The organism is Isoptericola sp. MSGPD8_1_ISO-PGPR-S23-394, from assembly GCF_058072785.1.
Map to the genome: position 1 here is coordinate 1,737,152 of NZ_CM176517.1, position 21,645 is coordinate 1,758,796.

The following is a 21,645-nucleotide window of genomic DNA, read 5'->3' on the forward strand; positions in this document are numbered from 1 at the left end:
AGGTCACCAGGAGGTGGCCAGCGGCATGCCCTCGGCGTACCCGGCAGCCGACTGCACGCCCACCACGGCGCGCTCGGCGAACTCGGGCAGCGTGCGGGCTCCCGCGTACGTGCAGCTCGAGCGCAGCCCCGAGGTGATCTCGTCGAGTAGGTCCTCCACGCCCGGCCGCTCCGGGTCGAGATACATCTTCCCGGTCGAGATGCCCTCCTCGTACAGGGCCTTGCGAGCCCGTCCGAACGCCGTGCCCGCACCTGCTGTGCGCGCGGCGACGGCGCGCGCCGAGGCCATCCCGAACGAGTCCTTGTACTGCCGCCCGGAGCCGTCCTCGTGGAGGTCGCCGGGCGACTCGTACGTCCCGGCGAACCAGGAGCCGATCATCACCTGCGACGCGCCGGCGGCCAGCGCGAGCGCGACGTCGCGCGGGTGGCGCACCCCGCCGTCGGCCCAGACGTGCTTGCCGAGCCCGCGTGCCGCCTCGGCGCACTCGAGGACCGCGGAGAACTGAGGACGCCCGACGGCGGTCTGCATCCGGGTGGTGCACATCGCGCCCGGGCCCACGCCCACCTTGAGGATGTCGGCGCCCGCCTCGACGAGGTCGCGCACCCCGTCGGCCGTGACGACGTTGCCGGCCACGACGGGGACGTGCGGGAAGTCGGCCCGCACAGCGGTCACCTCGCGCAGCGCGGCCAGCATCTTGTCCTGGTGGCCGTGCGCGGTGTCGACCACGAGCACGTCGACGCCGGCGGCGAGCACCTCACGCGTCTTGGCCGCCACGTCGCCGTTGATCCCGACGGCGGCGCCGACCCGCAGGCGACCCTGCGCGTCGAGGGCGGGGGAGTACACCGTGGAGCGCACCGCGCCCTTGCGGGTCAGCACGCCCACCAGGACGCCGTCGCGCACGACCGGCGCGAGCCGGACCTTGGCGGCGTGCAGCCGCTCGAAGGTCGCCTCGAGGCCGTCGGACTCGACCTGCGCGGCGTCGAGCGTCACGAGGTCGTCCGCGACGAGCGTGGCGACGCGGGCGAACCGGTCGACGGCCAGGCAGTCCGCCTCCGTGACGACACCGACGGGCCGGCCGTCGTCCACCACCACGGCGGCGCCGTGCGACCGCTTGCCGAGCAGGCTCAGGACGGTCGCCACCGTCTCGGTCGGAGCCACCGTCACCGGGGTCTCGATCACCGGGTCCTTCGACTTGGTGTCCGCCACGACGTCGGCCACCACCTCGACGGGGACGTCCTGCGGCAGGATCGCGATCCCGCCGCGCCGCGCCACCGTCTCGGACATGCGGCGCCCGGACACGGCGGTCATGTTGGCGACCACGAGGGGGATGGTGGTCCCCGTGCCGTCGTCGGTGGACAGGTCGACGTCGAACCGGCTCGTCACGTCGGAGCGCGATGGGACCATGAAGACGTCGCCGTAGGTCAGGTCGGTGGTGGGCCGTTGGCCGTCGAGGAAGCGCACCCTTCGAATCTACCGCCCACGACGTGCACAGGAGCGTCACCGTCGCGGCGATAGAGTGTCCTGATGACCAGTGGGAGGAACGTATGGGGCTGCTGAGCACGATCGGGACGCCCGCGGACGTGCGTCGGTTGAGCCCCGCCCAGACGCGGCAGCTCGCGACCGAGATCCGCGACTTCCTCGTGGAGAACGTCTCGCGCACCGGCGGGCACCTCGGCCCGAACCTCGGTGTGGTCGAGCTGACCATCGCGATGCACCGGGCCTTCGCCTCGCCGCGGGACACCTTCGTCTTCGACACCGGCCACCAGTCCTACGTGCACAAGCTCCTGACCGGCCGCCAGGACTTCACGGCGCTGCGCAAGCGTGACGGGCTGTCCGGCTACCCGAGCCGCGCCGAGTCCGAGCACGACGTCGTGGAGAACTCGCACGCCTCGACGGCGCTGTCCTGGGCCGACGGGATCGCCAAGGCCAACGCCGTCACCGGGCGCCTCGACCGGCACGTGGTCGCCGTCATCGGTGACGGGGCCCTGACCGGCGGCATGGCGTGGGAGGCCATCAACAACATCGCCGCGGACGCCGACCGCCGCCTCGTGATCGTCGTCAACGACAACGGCCGCTCCTACTCGCCGACCATCGGCGGCGTCGCCAACCACCTGGACACCCTGCGGGTCACCCGCGGGTACGAGGCGTTCCTCGGCTGGGGCAAGCGCACCCTGCACCGCACCGGCGCGCCCGGCCGGTTCGCCTACGAGTGGCTGCACGGTCTGAAGAAGGGCCTCAAGGACGTCGTCGCGCCGCAGGGCATGTTCGAGGACCTGGGCCTGAAGTACATCGGCCCGGTCGACGGTCACGACACCGCGGCCACGGAGGCGGCGCTGCGCCGCGCCAAGGCGTTCGGCGGGCCCGTGATCGTGCACGTCATGACCGAGAAGGGGCGGGGCTACACCCCGGCCGAGGAGGACGTCGCCGACCGCTTCCACGCCGTGGGCAAGATCCACCCCGAGACGGGCCTGCCCGTGGCGCCGTCGCGCTTCGGCTGGACGCAGGTGTTCGCCGACGAGATCGTCGAGATCGGCCGGCGTCGCAGCGACGTCGTGTGCCTGACGGCCGCCATGCTGCACCCGGTGGGCCTGGCGCCCTTCGCCGAGGAGTTCCCCGAGCGGACGTTCGACGTCGGCATCGCCGAGCAGCACGCCGTCACGTCCGCCGCGGGCATGGCGTTCGCCGGGCTGCACCCCGTCGTCGCGGTCTACGCCACCTTCCTCAACCGCGCCTTCGACCAGGTGCTCATGGACGCCGCCCTGCACAAGGCGGGCGTGACGTTCGTGCTCGACCGAGCCGGTATCACCGGTGACGACGGCGCGAGCCACAACGGCATGTGGGACATGGCGATGCTGCGCATCGTGCCGGGCCTGCGGCTGGCCGCGCCCCGCGACGAGGCGACCCTGCGCTCGGCGCTGCGCACCGCCGTCGACGTCGACGACGCCCCGACCGTCGTGCGGTACCCCAAGGGGGCGCTCGGCGACCCGATCGAGGCCGTCGAGGAGCTCGAGGGCGTCGACGTCGTCGCGCGCCACACCCCGGGTGCCGGCGCGCCCGCGGGCCGCAAGGTGCTCGTGGTCGGCGTGGGTTCGATGGTCGGCTCGGCGCTCGCGGCCGGGGAGTCGCTCGCCGCGCACGGGCTCGAGGTCGACGTCGTCGCGCCGACGTGGGTGCTGCCGGTCCCCGAGCGCCTGGTCAAGATGGCGGGCGAGCACGACCTGGTCGTCACCGTCGAGGACGGCGTGGTCGACGGCGGGGTGGGTGCGATGCTCGCCCAGCGTGCCGCCGAGCACGGGGTCCGCACACCGTTCGTGCACCGCGGGCTGCCGGTCGAGTTCCTCGACCACGCCTCCCGGGACCAGATCGTCACGGCGCAGCGGCTGCGCGCCGAGGACACCGTGCGCGACGTGCTGGCCGCGCTCGCGCAGGACTGAGCTCGCGGCACGACGGTGCCCGCGCAGGACTGAGCTCGCGCGGGACCGTGCGGCCCTGGAGGAGCGTCGCCCGGCGCCCTCAGGAGTGGGTGACCTTCAGCGCCCGCTCGACGACGCCGTGCAGGTCGCCCGACTCGACGAACCAGGCCCGTTGCTGCGCGGCGCCGCCGCCCGTGGACCACAGCTTGCCGAGCAGGTCCGTGACGACCTGCAGGTCGCCGGAGTCGGCCAGTGCGTCCCGCACGTGCGCGACGAGCTGGCCGACGACGTCGTGCGCCGGCGCCGGGCGCCACGTGAGCGGGGAGACGAGGTCGCCGGCGAGGCCGGAACGGCCCGCACGCCAGGCCGCGGTCCGCAACAGCTCGACGCCGAGGTCGGGCGCCTCGTGACCGTCGGCCGCCTCGCGGGCCGCCGTCTCGACCAGACCGCGGACGAGCGCGGCGAGGAGCGTCGTCGTGTCCGGGTCGAGGCAGACGTCCATGACGCGGACCTCCACCGTCGGGTAGCGCGGAGAGAGGCGGGCGTCGAAGAACACCATGTTCTGGTCCAGCACGGTGTCCGTGGCGACGAGCGCCTCGACCGCTGCGTGGTACCGCTCGGGCGTGCCGAACCGGCGGGTGGGCCCCGCCGTCGGCCAGCGGGTCCAGACCTGGGAGCGGAAGCTGGCGTAGTCGGTGTCCTCGCCCTGCCAGAACGGGGAGTTGGTGCTCAGCGCCATCACCGTCGCGAGCCAGGGACCGATCCGGTCGACGACGGCGACACCCTCCTCGTCGTCGTCGACGGCGACGTGCACGTGGCACCCGCTGGTGAGCTGTTCGCGCGCCGTCATCCCGAAGACGCGCCGGGCCTCCTGGTAGCGCAGCCGGGAGACCGTCGTGCCGGTGAACGGCACCGGGGAGGTCGCCAGGGCGACCGCCCGTGCGTCGACGCGGTCCGCGGCCGTCTGCGCTCGCGCGCGCCCCGCCCGGATCTCGTCGGCCAGCTCGACCAGGGACGCCTGAGGGTGGGTGGCCGTCTCGATCTGCTCCTCCATGAACTCCGGCTCGAGGGCACCCGTCCCGCCGCCCTTGACCGAGTGCCCTGCCGCCTCCAGCGCCGCGGCGGCCTTGGCGACGGGGGACCCGTCCGGGCCGACCAGCAGGAACTCTTCCTCGACACCCATGGTGCGCGGCTTCGTCATGTCGGCATCATGGTGCCTCGGCTGGCTGGACGCTCGCCGACACGTGGCCGTCGGCACGTGGCCGCCGACACGTCGGCGGCCGGTCACCGGGTGTTCACCCGCGTCTGGTTGAAAGCACCCATGGGTCGCACACGCACCACGCTGGCCGTGCTGACGGTGTCGCTGCTCGTCTCGGCCACGGCAGCCGTGGCGGTCGAGGTGCTCCGGCGCCAGGCGGCGGTGGCGCGCCGCCGGATCGGCAAGGCTCTCGGGGAGGTCGCCCCCGACGCCGACCGCGTCTGGCGCAAGAAGTACGGCGGAGAACCGCTCGAGCTGCTCGTCGTCGGCGACTCCATCGCCGCGGGTCTGGGGGCAGAGCGCCGCAAGGACACGCTCGGCGCCCGGATCGCGCGCCGGGTGGGCACCGCTCTGCAGCGGCCGGTCCGGCTGCGGTGCGCGGCCGTCGTCGGCTCGGAGTCCTCCGCCCTGGGCGCCCAGCTCGACGGGCTGGAGGACGACTACCGGCCGGACGTCGCCGTCGTCGTGGTCGGCGGCAACGACGTCACCCACCGCGTCCCGACCCTCATCTCCGTGCGGCACCTGGTCGACGCGATCGAGCGGCTGCAGGCCCGGGGGAGCGCCGTCGTCGTCGGCACGTGCCCGGACCTGGGGGCGCTGCGCCCGGTACCGCAGCCGTTGCGCACGCTCGGGTCGCGCGCCTCGCGGCAGCTGGCCGCCGCGCAGTCCGTCGCCGCGCGGCGCGCCGGCGCCTACACGGTGTCGCTGGCCACCGTCGTCGGCCCGTTCTTCGTCTCCTCCCCGGACGAGGCGTTCAGCCTCGACCGGTTCCACCCCAGCGCCGTGGGCTACCGCCGCACGGCCAAGGAGCTGACGCCATCGGTACTCGTCGCGCTCGGCGAGCGCGACGAGCTGCCGCCCGGGCACCGACCACCGGACCCGCTCGCCGGGACGCCGCGACGGCCCTGGCGCCGGTCCGCGTAGCCTGCCGCACATGATCTGGCTCCTGGACCTCGACAACACCCTCGTCTCCCGCGACGACGCGTTCGCCGCGTGGGCGGCCGCGGCGGTCGCTGCCGACGGCGGCACGGACGCCGACCTGGCAGCGATCGTCACCGCCGACGACGGCGGGTTCGCGCCCAAGGCGGACGTCGCGCGCGAGCTGATCGACCGGCTCGGCTGGACCGACGACGTCCCCGCGGCGGTCGAGAGGTTCCGGACGGGCATCCGCGAGCACGTGCGAGCCTACGACGGCGTCCTGGGCGACCTCGACGCGCTGCGCGCCGCCGGAGACCTCGTGGCCGTGGTGACCAACGGCGTCTCGCACCAGCAGCGCGGCAAGATCGCGCGTTGCGGGGTCGCAGCGCACGTGGACGCCGTCGTCGTCTCCGGCGAGGAGGGTGTCGAGAAGCCCGACCCGCGGATCGTCGAGATCGCGCTCGAGCGGCTCGGGGCAGCGGACGCCGACCGGGACGACGTCTGGATGGTCGGCGACGCCGGCCACACGGACGTCGCGGTCGGGCAGGCAGCCGGTGTGCGCACCGGATGGGTGTCCCACGGGCGCACCTGGGACGGCGCCGACGGCGCCGAGCCCGACGTCGCGGCGGCCACGACGCTTGAGGTGCTCGCCGCGGCTCGTGCGTCCGCCCGCATGGTCGGACGGTCGGCGTAGGCGGGACCGTCGACGGCTACCGAGCGGGCGGACCGAGCCAGATCTCCCTCAGGACGGCGGCGACCTCGGCGACGCTCCTGCCGCTCGTGCTGAGCCGGTGCGTCCGGGCGTCGACCTGGCTCTCCAGGGTCCGCGCCGCCCGGTCCGACCGCTCGACGTGGGCCAGCAGCGACTGTCCCTGCTCGCGCCGCCCGAGCCGTTCGTGGGCGACGGCGTCCGGTGCGGTCAGCAGGACCGACGTCACCCGGGGGCGGTCGCCCATGGCGGCAGCCAGCTCGTCGGCCTCCAGCACGGACACGGTGTTGGTGTAGACCAGGCGCCGGTGTCCCAGCGCGCGGTACGTGCCCCAGACGGCGGCGAGGTTGCGTGCGGCCACCCGGTGCTCCCACGGCGCGGGCCAGGCCAGCCCCAGGGCGTCGCCCTCGACCACGGCGTGCGCGACGCCGTCCGCTGCCAGGAGGTCGTGCAGGGCGAACGCCGCGGACGACTTGCCGACGCCGGACCTGCCGCCGATGAGCAGAAGCTGCGACTCCACGGGACGCCACGCTAGGGCGACGGGGCCCGGAGCACACGCGAATACTCCGGACCTCATCAGTCCAGGCGGGAGCGGAGACTCCTAGCTCGCCGCCTCGGCCAGCGTGCTCAGCCACTCGGCCCAGAACTTCTTCCACTGCTCGGCCTCGGCCGGGGAGGCGATCTTCTCGTGCGTGACCGTCAGCCGGCAACGGTCGTCGACGGCGTCCGTCGACAGCAGGAGGACACCGTGGTCCAGGTCGCCGTCCGGGCCGCTCTCCGTGAGCGCGAACCGCGGCCGCTTCACGCCCGGCCGAGATCGTGGCGCGAGGGTGAGCCCCGGGACCAGCGTGTCCGGGCCGCCGTCCTCCAGGAGCCGGGCGCGGACCGTCGCGCGGTCGGCGCCGAGCAGCTTCGAGCGGCTGACGGTGAACGTGCCGTCCGGCATCTGACCCGGCAGCCGGATCCCGGTGATGCGCTCGTAGCCGACCGTCACCGTCTGCACCCACCAGCCGGAGAAGTCGGCACGCTCGGTCACCCACGCGACGATGTCGGGGTGCGACGCCGAGCGGCCGGGACCGGCGTCGATGCGGGCGACCCACGCGTCCCAGCCGAGGCCGGTGGCCTCGCGGACGCGCTCGTCGGACAGCTCGGGTGCGCTGACCCAGCCGCTCGCCTCCGAGGCGGGGGAGGACAGCAGGTGGCGTCGGGCGGCGGCGTAGCGCTCGCCGGTGCGGACCATGCGCTCGCGGACGCGACGCTTGAACGATTCCTGGGTGGTCATGAGGACTCCTGTGCTCACGGGTGCGCCACCTGCGCCTCGCGCCCACCGGTGCCGCACCGGAACACGGACGTCCTGTGCGACGCGTCGAGCACTCGAGGTCCCCTTTGCCCTCACCGCCGAGGCGGTCCCGACGGCGCGAGCGCCGGTCCGAGGGTGAGGCGGAACGCGCCGCCTGCCTCCGACCATACTCCCGAGCCTCCGGCCGGTGCCAGACCCGGCCCGACCTGCCGCCGGACGCGTCAGCCGTACAGACGCTCGGCGTACGCCGGACCGTAGTGCTCGTCGAGCGTGGCCAGCGGGACCTCGGGCGCCTCGAGCCGGTGGGCGAGGACGGCCCGCCGCGGGACGGCGTCCGGCGCCCACGACTCCGGGTCCCCACGTGCGCGAGCGGAGGAACGCCTTGGCGCAGTGCATGAACACCTCGCGGACGCTCACCTCCAGCACCAGCGACGGGACATGCCCCTTGACCTGCATCCGCTCGGCGTAGGGCACGTCGCGCAGCAGCCGGGCGGTGCCGTTGACACGCAACGTGTCGCCGCGACCCGGCACGACGAAGACCAGTGCGACCTCCGGGTTGACGAGCACGTTGCGGAACCCGTCGACACGCTTGTTGCCGGGCCTGTCCGGGACGGCGATCGTGACGTCGTCGAGCACGTGCACGAACCCGGCCGGGTCGCCCTTGGGCGAGACGTCGGCGCGCCCGTCGGCGTCGGCCGTGGCGACGAAGCACAGGGGGCTCTGCGCGAGCCAGCGCCGGTGGTCCTCCCGCAGCCGGTCGTCCACCTTGTCGCGCACGCGAGGGATCGGGACCCCGACGTGCTGCTCGAGCTCTTCGACGGTCGTGACCGGGGTCCCTCCGTGGCTGCTCACGCCGGTCAGACTTTCCGGCCACGCGCAGACGCCGGTGGCCGGCCCCGACGTGGGACCGGCCACCGTGCGTGCTCTCGGGTCAGTCTCCGGCTCAGGCGACACGTTCTGTCGCCCGAGCCTGCGACTGCGCTCCGGGCGAGTGCCTCGTGCCTCGGCCCTCACCCTTCACTGCGTCTCCGGCTCAGGCGGCACGTTCTGTCGCCCGAGCCTGCGACTGCGCTCCGGGCGAGTGCCTCGTGCCTCGGCCCTCACCCTTCACTGCGTCTCCGGCTCAGGCGACGGCTCCGGGAACGTTCGCGACGCCGTCCGGCAGCAGCCGGCGGCCGAGCACCCGCTCGCTGTACCCCGTGCGGTCGAGGTACGGCGTGATGCCGCCGGTGTGGAAGCCCCACCCGGCGCCGAGGATCATGCAGAGGTCGATCTGCGACGGGTCCGCGACGACGTTCTCGTCGAGCATGTGACCGATCTCGACGGTCAGCGCGGTGAGCACCGAGTCCAGCACCCCGGCGGCGTCCAGCACCGGCGTGCCCGCACGGCCCTCGGTCCCGGCGGGCAGCGCCTCGCCGAACACCGACTGGATCGCAGGGTCGACCGGCTGCGGGAGGCCCCGTCCGGGCCGGTCGAGCACGACGCGCGTGCCGTCGGCGACGATCTTCTCCAGGCCGGCCGAGCGGGGGAACCGGTCGCCCAGGTCCTCGCGCAGCGAGGTCAGGACGTGCAGCCCGACGGCGGGGCCGACGAGGTCGAACAGCTCGAAGGTGGGCATCGGGAAGCCGAGGGGGGCGAGCGCGGTGTCCGCGACCTCGACCGACGTGCCGTTCTCGACGGCCTCCACGACCTTGCCCATGACCAGCACGAGGAGTCGGTTCACGACGAAGCCGGGGCGGTCCGCGACGAGCACGGCGGTCTTGCGCAGCTTCTTGGTGATGGCGAACGCCGTCGCCAGGGCCTCGTCCGAGGTGCGCTCGGCCCGGACGACCTCGACGAGCGGCATCTGGGCCACCGGGTTGAAGAAGTGGATGCCGACGACCCGCTCGGGGTGGCGCAGGTCGGACGCCATCTCGGTGACCGACAGGGCGGAGGTGTTGGTCGCGAGGACCGTGTCCTCGCCGACGATCCCCTCCAGCTCGGCGAAGACCTTCTTCTTGAGGCTCATGACCTCGGTGACCGCCTCGATGACGACGTCGCAGGAGGCGAGGTCGTCGATCTCGGTGGTACCGGACACGCTGGCGACGATCCGCATCCCGACCTCGGGCTTCATCCGCCCGCGGCCCACCAGCTTCTCCACCGTCGAGCGCACGTACCCGAGGCCCTTCTCGACGCGCTCGGTGTCCAGGTCGCGCATGACGACGGGCACGCCGAGGCGCTGGGAGACGAGCAGGGCGATCTGGGCGGCCATCAGCCCCGCGCCCACGATGCCGACGCGCGTCACCGGCTTCGCCAGGGACTTGTCCGGGGCGCCCTTCGGCTTCTTGCCGGCCGACGTGAGCTGGAACGCGTAGACGCTCGCCCGCATCTCGTCGGACATGATGAGGTCGGCCAGCGCCTGGTCCTCGGCGGCGAACGCCTCGGCCCGCGAGGCGTTCCGTGCGCCCGCCAGGAGCTCGAGGGCCCGGTAGGGGGCGGGCCGGGACGCCGCGATCGTGGCGTCGAGACTCTGGCGGGTGCCCTGCACGACGGCGTCCCAGACGGGCTGCGGGTCGAGCTCGCGGCGGGTGGGGGTCACCTCGCCGCGCAGCACGCGGGCGGCCCAGTCGATGGACCGCTCGAGGAAGTCGGCGGCCTCGAACAGCTCGTCGACCAGCCCGATCTCCAGGGCCTCGGCGGGCTTGAAGGGCTTGTTGGCGGCCGGCCGGGAGAGGACCACGTCGACGGCCTTCTCGATGCCGACCAGGCGGGGGACGAGGTAGGCGCCGCCCCAGCCGGGCACGAGTCCCAGACCGGTCTCGGGCAGGCCGAGCGCCGCGGCGTCGGACGCCACGGTGCGGTAGTCGCAGTTGAGCGCGACCTCGAGGCCGCCGCCGAGGGCGAGGCCGTTGACGAAGGCGAACGTCGGCACGCCCATGGTGTGGAGCAGCTCGTAGGCGTCGTGGCCCGCCCGGCCGAGCTCGAGGGCCTGCTCGTGGGACGTCACCGCGCTGACGCCCAGCAGGTCGGCGCCGGCGGCGAGGAAGTAGGGCTTGCCGGTGACGGCGACGGCGACGATCTCACCGGCGGCAGCGCGCTGCTGCAGCGAGGTGAGCGCCGCGGTCAGCTCGGCGAGCCCCTCCGCTCCGAGGGTGCTGGGCTTGGTGTGGTCCAGGCCGTTGTCGAGGGTGACGAGCGCGAGCGTGCCGCCGCCGTCGGGCAGCCTGACATCGCGGACGAGCGTGTGGGTGACGCGCTCGGCGCGGCGCTGGTCGCGGGTGGCCTCGGTGGTGTTCTCGGTCATCGTGCTCAGACCTCCGTGGTGGCCGGGACATGGCCCGAGTAGTCGGCGTGGTGGGGGTTCTCCCAGACGACGGTGCCGCCCTGGCCGAGCCCGACGCACATCGTGGTGATGCCGTAGCGGACCTCGGGGTGCTGGGCGAACTGCCGGGCGAGCTGGATCATCAGCCGGACGCCCGAGCTGGCCAGCGGGTGGCCCACGGCGATCGCGCCGCCGTAGCGGTTGACGCGCTCGTCGTCGTCGGCGATGCCGTAGTGGTCCAGGAAGCTCAGCACCTGCACCGCGAAGGCCTCGTTGATCTCGAACAGGCCGATGTCGTCGATGGTCAGGCCGGCCAGGGCGAGCGCCTTGTCGGTGGCCGGCACCGGGCCGTAGCCCATGATCTCGGCCGGGACACCCGCGAACGCGGAGGAGACGAGGCGCATGGCGGCCGGCAGGCCGAGCTCGTCGGCGGTCTCGCCGGCGGCGAGGAGGGACACGGTGGCGCCGTCGGTGAGCGGAGAGGAGGTGGCCGGCGTGACCCGTCCGCCGGGGCGGAACGGCGTCTTGAGGTCGGCGATGCCCTCCATGGTGGTCTCCGGCCGGGGGAGCTCGTCGGCGGTGGCCAGCCCCCAGCCCTGCTCGGCCGAGCGGACGGCGACGGGCACGATCTCCGGCCCGATGTCGCCGTTCGCCAGCGCCTTGGCGTACTTGGCCTGGGTGTCGACCGCGTACGCGTCGGCCCGCTCCTTGGTCAGGTGCGGGAACTTGTCGTGCAGGTTCTCGGCCGTGACGCCCATGTTGAGCGCCTCCGGGTCGACGAGCTTCTCGGACATGAACCGCGGGTTGGGATCGGCGTCGAGCCCCATGGGGTGGCGGCCCATGTGCTCGACCCCGCCGGCCACCACGACGTCGGAGGCGCCGACGGCGATGCTCGACGCCGTCGTCGTCACCGCGGTCATGGCGCCCGCGCACATGCGGTCGATCGCGTAGCCGGGCACCGAGGACGGCAGCCCGGCGAGCAGCCCCACGGTGCGGCCGAGGGTCAGGCCCTGGTCGCCCTGCTGGGTGGTGGCGGCGACGGCGACCTCGTCGATGCGGTCGAGGGGGAGCCCGGGGTGGCGGCGCAGCAGCTCACGCAGGGCCTTGACGACGAGGTCGTCGGCACGCGTCTCGGCGAGGAGGCCGTCGGGACGGGCCTTGCCGAAGGGGGTGCGCACCCCCTCGACGAAGACCACGTCGCGCAGGGCGCGTCGGGCTGGGTCGCGGGTCGTGCCGGGGGCCTGGGGGGCCACGGTCATGGCAGCTCCGTCCGTTGCGGTGGTCGGTCCGACGGTGCCGGGAGCATCGTCGCTCGGAGCCTCCGGAGGATCACCCGGGGCTCGGGTACACGCTACCGCGAGTACCAGGAAGAGCATAGACCATCTGAGACCGGGTCTCAGGACCGTCGCGCTGTGTGTGCCGAGTCGTCCGAGGGTGGTGTCACACGGCAGGTCACACGGCGGCGAACACGGCCGCCAGCCGGGGGGCGAGTAGCTCGATCTGCCACTCCCGCGCCCGCCGGTCACGCAGGAAGCCCGCGATCTCGGTCGCCCCGGCCGGCTCGGGCGGCGTCCAGCACAGGCGGCGCAGGGCGTCCGGCTGCACCAGGTTCTCGGCCGGCACGGTGTGCTGCCGGGAGAGCTCTGCGACGACGTCGCGGGCCGCGTCCAGGCGCCGCGCTGCGACCGGGTCTCGATCGGCCCAGGCGCGTGGCGGCGGCGGGGCGTCGGTCCGTGGGCCCCGCGTCGTGGGCAGCGCGTCCTCGTCGAGGGCCAGCGCCGCGTCGATCGCCTGCTGCCAGGCCGGCGCGCGGCGTCGGGCCCCCTTGGTCGCGAACTCCGGCAGGGCCACGAGCTGGGGCACGGTGCGCGGCAGCGCCTTCGCCGCCGCGACGATCGCCCGGTCCGGCAGGACACGGCCGGGCGAGACGTCCCGCTGGCGGGCGTTCGCCTCGCGCGCCTCCCAGAGGCTGCGCACGACGGCGAGCCGGCGCCGCCCCTTGACCGTGTGCGTGCCCGATGTGCGCCGCCAGGGCTCCACCCGCGGGGGCGGGGGAGGCAGGGTGCGCACGTGCTCGAACTCCTGGGCCGCCCACTCGCTCTTGCCCGCCTCGTCCAGGCGGGTGGCGAGCACGTCGCGCACGTCCACCAGCACCTCGACGTCGAGCGCCGCGTACCGCAGCCAGTCCTCGGGCAGCGGGCGCGTCGACCAGTCGACCGCGGAGTGCTCCTTGGCCAGGCCCAGCCCGAGGGTGTCCGCCACGACCGCGGCCAGGCCCACGCGCGGCATCCCGAGCAGGCGTGCGGCGAGCTCGGTGTCGAAGAGACGTGCCGGGCGCAGCCCGTGCTCGGTGAACCCCGGCAGGTCCTGCGACGCGGCGTGCAGCACCCACTCGGCGTCGCCCGCGACCTCGCTGAGCGCCGACAGGTCCGGCAGCGGGACCGGGTCGACGAGCGCCGTGCCCGCACCCGCGCGACGCACCTGCACCAGGTAGGTGGCCTGGCCGTACCGGTAGCCCGACGCCCGCTCCGCGTCGGCGGCCACGGGCCCGGTGCCGGCGGCGAACGCCGACACGACCCGTGCGAACGCCGCCGGGGTGTCCACCACCGGGCCGACGCCGTCGGACGGTTCGGTCAGCGGGGCGATCTCGACGTCGTCGGCGGCATCGGCGGGGAGGGCGGCGCTCATGGACCTACCGTACGGCGCCGCACGTCGAGCGCGGTCACGCCGTCCGGCAGCGGGGGCAGGCCCCCGGCGGTCGACATGAGGTCCGCCCAGACCTCCAGGTGCGCCCCGAGGTCGGTGTCGGTCGGGGTCCACGACGCCCGGATCTCCAGGTCGACGGCGGGCGGCGTGCCCCCGAGCTCGCCGTAGCTCTGCGAGAGCACCCGCGTGACGGTGCCACCGGCCGCGACAGCCCCCACGCCGGCTTCCTCCAGGTTCTCCGTCACCCACGTCCACGCGACGTCGCCGAGCATCTCCTCGGTGGCGAGCTCGACCTCCAGGCGCGTGCGCACGAGCGTCACGACGCGGAAGTCGCCGCGCCACGCCTCCTGGCCGTCCGGGTCGTGCAGGCCCACGAACCTGCCCGTGGCGATCTCGACGTCGTCCAGGTGGACCTCGCCCTCCAGCGCCAGCGAGAACGGTGCCACGCGCTGCGGGCCGGGGATCTCCACCAGCCGGACCTCCGGACGCAGGCGACGCCCGCGCAGCGAGGACAGGGCGGCCGCGAACCGCTCCGGCACGTCATGCTGGGATCCGCTCACCCGGACACCGTACGACGCCCGCCGGTGTCCGGATCCCGGCGCGTGGGCGTGTCGCACGACGCGGGCGACTAGGCTGTTCGCGGCCTCCCGGGTGGACCACGACGAGACGCCCGGACACGATCTTCACGAGGAAGCAGGAATCGATGACAGCACGTGCCCAGATCGGCGTCACCGGACTCGCGGTGATGGGTCGCAACCTCGCGCGCAACTTCGCCCGCCACGGCTACACCGTGGCCCTGCACAACCGCAGCTACGGCAAGACGCAGTCGCTGGTCGAGGAAGCGGGTCACGAGGGCGACTTCGTGCCGTCCGAGTCGATGGCGGACTTCGTCGCCTCGCTCGAGCGGCCGCGCAAGGTCGTCATCATGGTCAAGGCGGGCGCCGCGACCGACGCCGTCATCGACGAGCTGCTGCCGCTGCTGGAGGAGGGCGACATCGTCGTCGACGCCGGCAACGCGCACTTCCCGGACACGATCCGCCGCGAGGAGGCGCTGAGCGCCCGCGGCCTGCACTTCGTGGGGACCGGCGTCTCGGGAGGCGAGGAGGGCGCGCTCCTCGGCCCGTCCATCATGCCGGGCGGCACCCGCGAGTCCTACGAGTCGCTCGGGCCGATCCTCGAGGCGATCTCCGCGAAGGTCGACGGCACGCCGTGCTGCACCTACGTGGGGCCGAACGGCGCCGGCCACTTCGTCAAGATGGTGCACAACGGCATCGAGTACGCCGACATGCAGCTCATCGCCGAGGCGTACGACCTGCTCAAGCAGGGACTGGGCGCGTCGGCCGCGGAGATCGGCCAGATCTTCGCCGACTGGAACTCCGGCGACCTCGAGTCGTTCCTCATCGAGATCACGGCCGACGTCCTGCAGCACGTCGACGCCGAGACCGGCTCGGCGTTCGTGGACATCGTGCTGGACCAGGCCGAGCAGAAGGGCACCGGCCGCTGGACCGTGCAGAACGGTCTGGACCTCGGCGTGCCCATCACCGGCATCGCCGAGGCGACGTTCGCCCGGGCCCTGTCCGGCTCCGTGCCGCAGCGCGAGGCGGGCCGTGCCGCGCTGCCGGCGCACACCCAGGACTGGGAGGTCGGCGCGGACGACGCCTCCCGTGCCCGGTTCGTGGAGGACGTGCGCCTGGCCCTCTACGCCTCGAAGGTCGTCGCCTACTCCCAGGGCTTCGACCAGATCGCGGCCGCCTCCGCGGAGAACGGCTGGGACATCGACCGCGGTGCGATGGCCCGCATCTGGCGCGGCGGCTGCATCATCCGCGCCCGGTTCCTCAACCGCATCACCGAGGCGTACGAGCGCGACGAGAACCTGCCGCTGCTGCTCGCCGACGAGTACTTCACGAACGCCGTCGGCAACGGCCTCGCGGCGTGGCGCCGCGTCGTCGCGGGGGCCGCGCAGAACGGTGTGCCGACGCCGGCGTTCAGCTCCTCGCTGGCCTACTACGACGGCGTCCGCGCCGAGCGCCTGCCGGCCGCGCTGATCCAGGCGCAGCGCGACTTCTTCGGTGCGCACACCTACCGTCGCACCGACCGCGAGGGCACCTTCCACACCCAGTGGTCCGCCGACCGTACCGAGACGGAGGGCTGACACTCTCGTGACCAGCTCCCCCGCGGGACCCGGGGCCGCCGGCCCCGGGTTCCACCCCGTGATCGTCGGGTCGGACATCGGTGTGTACGGCCTGGCCCGTTCCTTCCACGAGCAGTACGGGTTGCGCACCACGGTGGTGGCCTTCGCCGAACCAGGACCCATCGCGCACTCGCAGCTCATCGACACGGTGCTGTCCGGCACCGCGCCCGCCGAGATCGTCGCGACCCTGGAGCAGGTGGCGACCGGACGGCGGGCCGCCGGGCACCGTGAGCCCCTGCTGCTGCAGTCCAACATGGACTGGGTGGTGCGCATCCTCGCTCACCACCGCACGGTCCTCGAGACCGCGGGTTTCGTGCTGCCCTACGCCGACGTCGACCTCATCGACCGGATCTGCGACAAGGCCGAGTTCTCGGCGGTGTGCACCGAGCTCGGCATCCCCACGCCCGAGACCGTGATCCAGGACTTCGCCACGGCCGAGGACGACGGCTGGCGGCCCGAGCCCGTCACCTTCGACTACCCGGTCATCGCCAAGCCGGCGTCGAGCGCGGACTACCACGACGTGCGGTTCGCCGGGAAGAAGAAGATCTACGAGATCGCCACGCCCGAGGAGCTCGACCAGCTCTGGCGGTCGCTGCGGGGCGCGGGCTTCCGTGGCCGCTTCCTCGTGCAGGAGATGATCCCGGGCGACGACACGCAGATGCGCTCGGTGACCACGTACTCCGACACGTCGGGGCGGGTCACGCTGCGCTGCTCGGCGAGGGTCCTCCTCGAGGAGCGCACGCCCGCCGCGCGCGGCAACCCGTCGGCGATGATCGTCGAGCCGGTCACCGAGATCCTCGACGCCGCCCAGCGGATCTGTGAGCACACGGGCTGGCGCGGCTTCGCGAACTTCGACGTCAAGCTCGACCCGCGTGACGGCGTCTACAAGTTCTTCGAGCAGAACCCCCGCATCGGCCGGAACAACTACTACCTCACCGCGGGCGGGCAGAACCCGACCGAGGTGCTCGTGGACGACGTGATCCTCGGGCAGCGGCGCGAGCTCGTGACCGCACGGCGCGAGGTGCTCTACGCCGTCGTGCCCCAGAGACTGCTGCGTCGCTACGTGCTCGACGACGGGCTGCGTGCCCGGGTCGTCGGCCTGATGCGCACCGGGCGCTCGGTGCACCCGCTGCGGTACGCCGCCGACGCGAGCCCGCGCCGCCGGTTCTACGTGCTGACCGCGCTGGTCAACCACGTGCGCAAGTACCGCCGCTACTACCCGCTCAGTGCCTTGCGGGCCAACTTCGCGGCCGCGCAGGCCGCCACGGCCGCCCGGCCGTCCGCGGGACGGGGGAACCGATGAGCCGCCGGCTGCAGCCCGTCGTCCTCGGTGGCGACATCGGGGCCTACTCGTTGGCACGGACCTTCCACGAGGCCTACGGCGTCAAGCCGGTCGTCGTGTCGGGCATGTCGACCGGTCTGGTGCGCCACTCCAGGATCCTGCACCACGTCGCCGAGCCGCGCATCGACGAGCCCGACGCGATCGTGGCGCGGCTGCGCTCGATCGCGGACCAGCACACCGACGCCGACCTGATCGTCATGGGTTCCGCGGACTGGCTGGTCCGGACCCTCGTGGAGAACCGCGACCGGCTCGAGGACCGCTACACGGTGCCGTACGTCGGCGAGGAGCTGCTCCTGCGGCTCACCGACAAGGAGGGTTTCGGCGACCTGTGCGCCGAGCTCGGGATCGCGCACCCGACGACGGTCATCCACAAGATCGCGGGGGAGGGCGCCGTCGGCGCCGAGCCCGACACCTCCGGTCTGACCTTCCCCGTCATCGCCAAGGCGGCGAGCACGGCCGCCTACCACGACGTGGAGTTCGCCGGGAAGAAGAAGGTCTTCCTCGTGGACTCCCGGGCCGAGCTGCTGGACCTCTTGGCGCGCGTGCGCGACGCGGGGTACGTGGGGTCGTTCGTCATCCAGGACTACATCCCGGGGGACGACTCAGGGATGCGCATCCTGACCTGCTACTCGGACGCGAACGGCAAGGTGCGTTTCTCGGCCTTCGGCCACGTGCTGCTCGAGGAGCACACGCCGGGGGCGCTCGGCAACCCGGCCGGCATCATCACCCAGACGCAGGCCGACGTGGTCGAGCAGGCCACGCGCCTGCTGGAGCACGTCGGCTGGACCGGCTTCGCGAACTTCGACCTGAAGTACGACCCGCGCGACGGCCGGTACGTGTTCTTCGAGCTGAACCCCCGGCTCGGCCGCTCGAACTTCTACATCGCCGCCGCCGGCGCCCACGCGGTGAAGTTCTCGGTGCACGAGCACGTGCTCGGGCTCGACCCGGACCCCCGCGCGGTCCTCGGCCCCGACGTCCCGCTCTCGGCCACCGGCGAGCTCGAGGCCCGGCGTCTGTACACGGTGCTCCCCGGCGCCCTGCTGCGGCGGTACGTGCTCGACGGCGACGTCCGGGCCGAGGCACGCCGGCTCGCCTGGCGGGGACGCTCGACGAACCCGCTGTGGTACCGGGCCGAGACCGACCCGCGCCGCATCGCCTACCTGTGCGTCGCCCAGCTCAACCAGTGGCGCAAGTACGCGCGGCACTACCCGCTGGCCGAGGCGCGGCGGCTGGCCTGGCACGGTCCGTCGAAGGGGTCGGTGTGACCGGACCGGAGCCCGTGGAGGCGCCGTCGCCGCCGGTCGGGGTGATCGGCGGCGTCGGTCCGCTCGCCACGGCCTACTTCCTGCAACGGGTCGTCCAGCTCACGGACGCCGATCGCGACCAGGAGCACGTCGACCTCGTGGTGCTGAACCACGCCACGGTGCCGGACCGCACGGACTTCGTGGTGGGCCGCTCGACGCTCGACCCGGGTCCGGTCCTCGCACGCGACGCACGTCGCCTCGAGGACTTCGGCGTGAGCTTCCTGGTGATGCCGTGCAACACGGCGCACTACTTCACCCAGCAGGTGCTCGACGCCATCACCGTGCCGTTCGTGTCGATCGTCGACGTGACGGTGGCCGCAGCGCGTCGGCGCGACCCGGACCTGACGAGGGTCGGGTTGCTGGCCACCGCCGGGACGGTCGCCTCGGGGGTGTACGCGGACGCCTTCGCGGCGTACGGCATCGAGGTCGTCACGCCGACCGGCGAGGACCAGGACCTGGTCAACGCGGTGATCTACGACCAGGTCAAGGCGGGGCACCCCGCGGACCCGGACGCGCTGCGTGCGGTGGCCGCACGGCTGGTCGAGCGCGGAGCCGGCGTCGTGGTGCTGGGCTGCACCGAGCTGTCCGTGGCGGCCGTCGACCACGGGCTGCTGGACGAACCACCGTTCCTGGACTCGATGGACGAGCTCGTCCGCGCGACGATCGTCCGCGCGGGGCACCGCGTGCGCTGACCGCGCCCCGACCGGCCGGAGGGCTCAGCCGAGCTCGGAGGTGCCCGCGTAGAGGTGCAGCACCGGCACGTGGAGCTCCTCGCGGGCCCGCGAGGCCCAGTCGGTGTGGAAGGTGTCCTCGACGGCGTGCGGGTACGTCACGACCACGACCTCGTCCCCGCCCTCGGCGACGGCGTGCCGCAGCGTGGGCAGCGGGTCGTCCTCGGTGACCTCGCCCGTGGCGGCGGCCCCGTGCGCCGTCAGCAGCTCCACCGACCCGGCGACCTGCTCCTCCGCGGTCGCCGTCGCCTGCTCGGGGCTCGGTTCGCGGCCGAGGATGTCGTCCCACGCCTCGCGCAGCTCGAGCATCCCGAGATGGTCCAGCACGGAGGCCACCACGTTGTGCTCGGTGTCCGCGGGCACGAGCACGCGGTAGGCGACGTCGTCGCCGGTGTGCAGGGAGGTGATGTGCTCGACGTCGGCCGACGTCAGCGCGTCTTCGGTGAGGACCACGACGGTCCAGGGTGCGTCAGGCATGCCAGCAACCTACGGCACGGCGGGTGCGGGTGCCTGCCGGTGGTGCCGGGACGCGCCGACCGGTTCACGCTCGCAGCTCCCAGCGCGCCACGAGGGTGCCGGAGGGTGCCGCGAGCAGGTGGCCCAGCCGCGCCGGGCGCCGCCCCGCGGAGGCGACGTGGCCCGCCGGACCGGCGGGCCCGTCCGGCGCATCGACGTCGGGCAGCCCCGCGACGACGCGTCCGGGCCCGGGACCCACGAGCTGCGGCGTGGTCGTGAGGCACAGCTCGTCGACGAGGTCGGCGGCGAGCATCGCGGCGAGCAGGTGCGGTCCGCCCTCGCACAGCACGTGGGACAACCCTCGTGCCGCCAGCGCGGCCGTGCCGGCCGCCAGGTCGACCGCACCGTCGTCGTCCGCCTCGAGGACCCGGTCCCTGCCGACGGCTGCCGCCGCCGTCGCAGCACCCGCCGATCCCGTGAGGACCCACGGCGGGCGACCGCCGGCCAGTAGGGTGTCGGGCACGCGTCCGGTCCGGGTGACCAGCGCGAGCTCCAGGGGCTGGTCGCGCAGGGTGGCCAGGCCGCGGGGCCGCTCCAGGTCGGTGTAGGCCTCCGCCCGTGCGGTGCCCGCCCCGACCAGGACGACGTCGGCGAGCGCGCGCAGCACCCGGAACACCCGCCAGTCGGCGGCGTCGTTGATGGACCCGGACCGGCCGTCCTCCCCCCATGCCCCGCCGTCGACGCTCGCGACCATGTTCGCTCGCACGTGGCGGCCCGCGGGCGGCGTGCAGAGCTCGACGAGCCGTCGCTCGGCCGGGTCCGCCGGGAGGTCCTCGGGGGAGGGGAGCAGCAGGCGCAGGGACGGGGTGTCTGAACTCACAGCGGTCAGCGTACGGCGCGCACGTAGGCTGGAGAACCGTGACCGCAGTCCAGTCCTCGGCCTCCGCCTCCCCGTCGGGCACCCACGACCGCACCCCGGGCTCGCTCGTGTCCGTGCGGCCGACGGTGCCGCCGGGACGTCTCCTGGCGGACCTCGTCCCCCCGCCGCACTTCGACCAGGCTCGCTTCGCCACCTACCGCGCGAACCCCGAGCACCCCAGCCAGGCCCGGACCCTCGCACGCCTGGAGGAGGTGGCGGCGGAGATCGCGGCCCCCGCTCCGACCGGGCTGCGCGCCCTGCTCGGCCGTCGTCGGCCCGCCCCCGCGGTCTACATGGACGGGGGGTTCGGCGTCGGCAAGACGCACCTGCTCACGTCGCTGGCGCACGCGGTCACGTCGGCGGCCGGCACGGGCAGCGCCGTGTACGGCACCTTCGTGGAGTACACGAACCTGGTGGGGGCGCTCGGCTTCCTGCCCACGGTCGAGGCCCTGTCGACGCGCAAGCTCGTCTGCATCGACGAGTTCGAGCTCGACGACCCGGGCGACACGGTGCTGATGTCTCGTCTGCTGCGCGAGCTCGCCGACCGCGGTGTGGCCCTGGCCGCCACCTCCAACACGCTGCCCGACGCGCTGGGGGAGGGCCGGTTCGCCGCGGAGGACTTCCTGCGCGAGATCCAGGCGCTCGCGGACCGGTTCGAGGTGCTGCGCGTCGACGGCGAGGACTACCGGCACCGTGCGGTGGTCACCGACGCGGAGCCGCTGCCAGCCGAAGCGGTCCGTGCCGCGGCCGCAGCCCGGGACGGCGCGGTGCTGGACGACTTCGCCGACCTGCTCGCGCACCTGGCCACGGTGCACCCCAGCCGCTACGGGGCGATGCTGGACGGCGTGGAGCTGGTGGCGCTCACCGGCGTGCGTGCCGTGACGCGCCAGGAGGTCGCCCTGCGGCTGGTGGTGCTGATCGACCGTCTCTACGACCGGGACGTCCCCGTGCTGCTGGCCGGGGTGGACGGGGCCGCGGAACGGTCGCTGTTCACCGAGGAGATGCTCGCCGGCGGCTACCGCAAGAAGTACTACCGCGCGCTGTCGCGCCTGGGGGCGCTCGCCCAGGAGGGACGGCGCCTGGCCGCGGACTGAGCC

General features: G+C 73.7%; 18 protein-coding genes. 8 read left to right on the forward strand and 10 right to left on the reverse strand.

Going from position 1 to position 21,645, the window contains the following annotated elements:
- Positions 1–3 precede the first annotated feature (3 nt).
- Entirely contained in the window at positions 4–1,461 is a 1,458-nt protein-coding gene (gene guaB1, locus AC3RJ8_RS07765) for a GMP reductase (protein ID WP_489715326.1), read from the reverse strand.
- A gap of 83 nt (positions 1,462–1,544) precedes the next feature.
- Here guaB1 and dxs point away from each other — a divergent pair, with 83 nt between their 5' ends.
- The gene (dxs, locus tag AC3RJ8_RS07770; RefSeq protein WP_489715327.1) at positions 1,545–3,434 is read left to right on the forward strand and encodes a 1-deoxy-D-xylulose-5-phosphate synthase; all 1,890 of its coding nucleotides are present in this window, start codon (positions 1,545–1,547) and stop codon (positions 3,432–3,434) included.
- A 79-nt stretch (positions 3,435–3,513) separates the two neighbouring features.
- Here dxs and AC3RJ8_RS07775 read toward each other — a convergent pair whose 3' ends face one another.
- On the reverse strand, positions 3,514–4,614 hold the full coding sequence (locus AC3RJ8_RS07775) for a carboxylate-amine ligase (protein WP_489715328.1): 1,101 nt from the start codon (positions 4,612–4,614) through the stop codon (positions 3,514–3,516).
- A 120-nt stretch (positions 4,615–4,734) separates the two neighbouring features.
- Here AC3RJ8_RS07775 and AC3RJ8_RS07780 point away from each other — a divergent pair, with 120 nt between their 5' ends.
- Both AC3RJ8_RS07780 and AC3RJ8_RS07785 read left to right on the forward strand, forming a co-directional pair.
- Complete coding sequence (locus AC3RJ8_RS07780; RefSeq protein WP_489715329.1) at positions 4,735–5,595, forward strand: SGNH/GDSL hydrolase family protein; 861 nt, start codon at positions 4,735–4,737, stop codon at positions 5,593–5,595.
- Positions 5,596–5,605: 10 nt separating this feature from the next.
- On the forward strand, positions 5,606–6,283 hold the full coding sequence (locus AC3RJ8_RS07785; RefSeq protein WP_489715330.1) for an HAD family hydrolase: 678 nt from the start codon (positions 5,606–5,608) through the stop codon (positions 6,281–6,283).
- Between the two features lie 16 nt (positions 6,284–6,299).
- Here the strand turns inward: AC3RJ8_RS07785 and AC3RJ8_RS07790 are convergent, their stop codons facing one another.
- The 6 genes from AC3RJ8_RS07790 to AC3RJ8_RS07815 all read right to left on the reverse strand — a co-directional run bounded on the left by AC3RJ8_RS07790 (position 6,300) and on the right by AC3RJ8_RS07815 (position 14,165).
- Positions 6,300–6,818 carry an ATPase gene (locus AC3RJ8_RS07790; RefSeq protein ID WP_489715331.1) on the reverse strand — a complete coding sequence of 173 codons (519 nt, stop codon included), beginning with the start codon at positions 6,816–6,818 and terminating at the stop codon, positions 6,300–6,302.
- A gap of 81 nt (positions 6,819–6,899) precedes the next feature.
- Complete coding sequence (locus AC3RJ8_RS07795) at positions 6,900–8,450, reverse strand: MSMEG_1061 family FMN-dependent PPOX-type flavoprotein (RefSeq protein WP_489715332.1); 1,551 nt, start codon at positions 8,448–8,450, stop codon at positions 6,900–6,902.
- Between the two features lie 271 nt (positions 8,451–8,721).
- Positions 8,722–10,881: a 3-hydroxyacyl-CoA dehydrogenase NAD-binding domain-containing protein gene (locus tag AC3RJ8_RS07800; RefSeq protein ID WP_489715333.1), complete on the reverse strand. Its 2,160-nt coding sequence runs from the start codon at positions 10,879–10,881 to the stop codon at positions 8,722–8,724.
- 5 nt (positions 10,882–10,886) lie between these two features.
- Positions 10,887–12,158: a thiolase family protein gene (locus AC3RJ8_RS07805; protein ID WP_407317667.1), complete on the reverse strand. Its 1,272-nt coding sequence runs from the start codon at positions 12,156–12,158 to the stop codon at positions 10,887–10,889.
- 193 nt (positions 12,159–12,351) lie between these two features.
- Positions 12,352–13,587: an HRDC domain-containing protein gene (locus AC3RJ8_RS07810; RefSeq protein ID WP_489715334.1), complete on the reverse strand. Its 1,236-nt coding sequence runs from the start codon at positions 13,585–13,587 to the stop codon at positions 12,352–12,354.
- Positions 13,584–14,165: a DUF3000 domain-containing protein gene (locus tag AC3RJ8_RS07815; protein ID WP_489715335.1), complete on the reverse strand. Its 582-nt coding sequence runs from the start codon at positions 14,163–14,165 to the stop codon at positions 13,584–13,586. The genes AC3RJ8_RS07810 and AC3RJ8_RS07815 overlap by 4 nt, the downstream gene beginning before the upstream one ends.
- 143 nt (positions 14,166–14,308) lie before the next feature.
- Between AC3RJ8_RS07815 and gndA the strand changes: the two genes are divergently transcribed.
- From gndA to cuyB, 4 genes are read left to right on the forward strand one after another with little or no spacing between them, the layout of a single operon-like run.
- A complete protein-coding gene (gene gndA, locus AC3RJ8_RS07820; protein WP_489715336.1) occupies positions 14,309–15,757 on the forward strand; it encodes an NADP-dependent phosphogluconate dehydrogenase in 1,449 nt (482 codons plus the stop codon).
- A 7-nt stretch (positions 15,758–15,764) separates the two neighbouring features.
- Positions 15,765–17,099 carry a carboxylate--amine ligase gene (locus AC3RJ8_RS07825; protein ID WP_489715337.1) on the forward strand — a complete coding sequence of 445 codons (1,335 nt, stop codon included), beginning with the start codon at positions 15,765–15,767 and terminating at the stop codon, positions 17,097–17,099.
- On the forward strand, positions 17,096–18,403 hold the full coding sequence (locus AC3RJ8_RS07830) for a carboxylate--amine ligase (protein WP_489715338.1): 1,308 nt from the start codon (positions 17,096–17,098) through the stop codon (positions 18,401–18,403). Before AC3RJ8_RS07825 ends, AC3RJ8_RS07830 begins: the two co-directional genes overlap by 4 nt.
- Positions 18,400–19,134 (forward strand): cysteate racemase, encoded by a 735-nt coding sequence (cuyB, locus tag AC3RJ8_RS07835; RefSeq protein WP_489715339.1) that lies wholly within the window; start codon positions 18,400–18,402, stop codon positions 19,132–19,134. The genes AC3RJ8_RS07830 and cuyB overlap by 4 nt, the downstream gene beginning before the upstream one ends.
- Before the next feature lie 24 nt (positions 19,135–19,158).
- Here the strand turns inward: cuyB and AC3RJ8_RS07840 are convergent, their stop codons facing one another.
- Positions 19,159–19,650 carry a hypothetical protein gene (locus AC3RJ8_RS07840; protein WP_489715340.1) on the reverse strand — a complete coding sequence of 164 codons (492 nt, stop codon included), beginning with the start codon at positions 19,648–19,650 and terminating at the stop codon, positions 19,159–19,161.
- Positions 19,651–19,714: 64 nt separating this feature from the next.
- Entirely contained in the window at positions 19,715–20,509 is a 795-nt protein-coding gene (locus AC3RJ8_RS07845; RefSeq protein ID WP_489715341.1) for a dihydrofolate reductase family protein, read from the reverse strand.
- 38 nt (positions 20,510–20,547) lie between these two features.
- Here AC3RJ8_RS07845 and zapE point away from each other — a divergent pair, with 38 nt between their 5' ends.
- A complete protein-coding gene (gene zapE, locus AC3RJ8_RS07850; protein WP_489715342.1) occupies positions 20,548–21,642 on the forward strand; it encodes a cell division protein ZapE in 1,095 nt (364 codons plus the stop codon).
- The last annotated feature ends 3 nt before the right edge of the window (positions 21,643–21,645 follow it).

Bases quoted from the DNA above. Each gene is read 5' to 3' on its own strand.
- AC3RJ8_RS07830 (WP_489715338.1), top strand. From the start codon at position 17,096: ATGAGCCGCCGGCTGCAGCCCGTCGTCCTCGGTGGCGACATCGGGGCC.
- gndA (WP_489715336.1), top strand. From the start codon at position 14,309: ATGACAGCACGTGCCCAGATCGGCGTCACCGGACTCGCGGTGATGGGT.
- AC3RJ8_RS07785 (WP_489715330.1), top strand. From the start codon at position 5,606: ATGATCTGGCTCCTGGACCTCGACAACACCCTCGTCTCCCGCGACGAC.
- AC3RJ8_RS07780 (WP_489715329.1), top strand. From the start codon at position 4,735: ATGGGTCGCACACGCACCACGCTGGCCGTGCTGACGGTGTCGCTGCTC.
- AC3RJ8_RS07800 (WP_489715333.1), bottom strand. From the start codon at position 10,881: ATGACCGAGAACACCACCGAGGCCACCCGCGACCAGCGCCGCGCCGAG.
- AC3RJ8_RS07805 (WP_407317667.1), bottom strand. From the start codon at position 12,158: ATGACCGTGGCCCCCCAGGCCCCCGGCACGACCCGCGACCCAGCCCGA.
- AC3RJ8_RS07775 (WP_489715328.1), bottom strand. From the start codon at position 4,614: ATGACGAAGCCGCGCACCATGGGTGTCGAGGAAGAGTTCCTGCTGGTC.
- dxs (WP_489715327.1), top strand. From the start codon at position 1,545: ATGGGGCTGCTGAGCACGATCGGGACGCCCGCGGACGTGCGTCGGTTG.
- AC3RJ8_RS07840 (WP_489715340.1), bottom strand. From the start codon at position 19,650: ATGCCTGACGCACCCTGGACCGTCGTGGTCCTCACCGAAGACGCGCTG.
- AC3RJ8_RS07810 (WP_489715334.1), bottom strand. From the start codon at position 13,587: ATGAGCGCCGCCCTCCCCGCCGATGCCGCCGACGACGTCGAGATCGCC.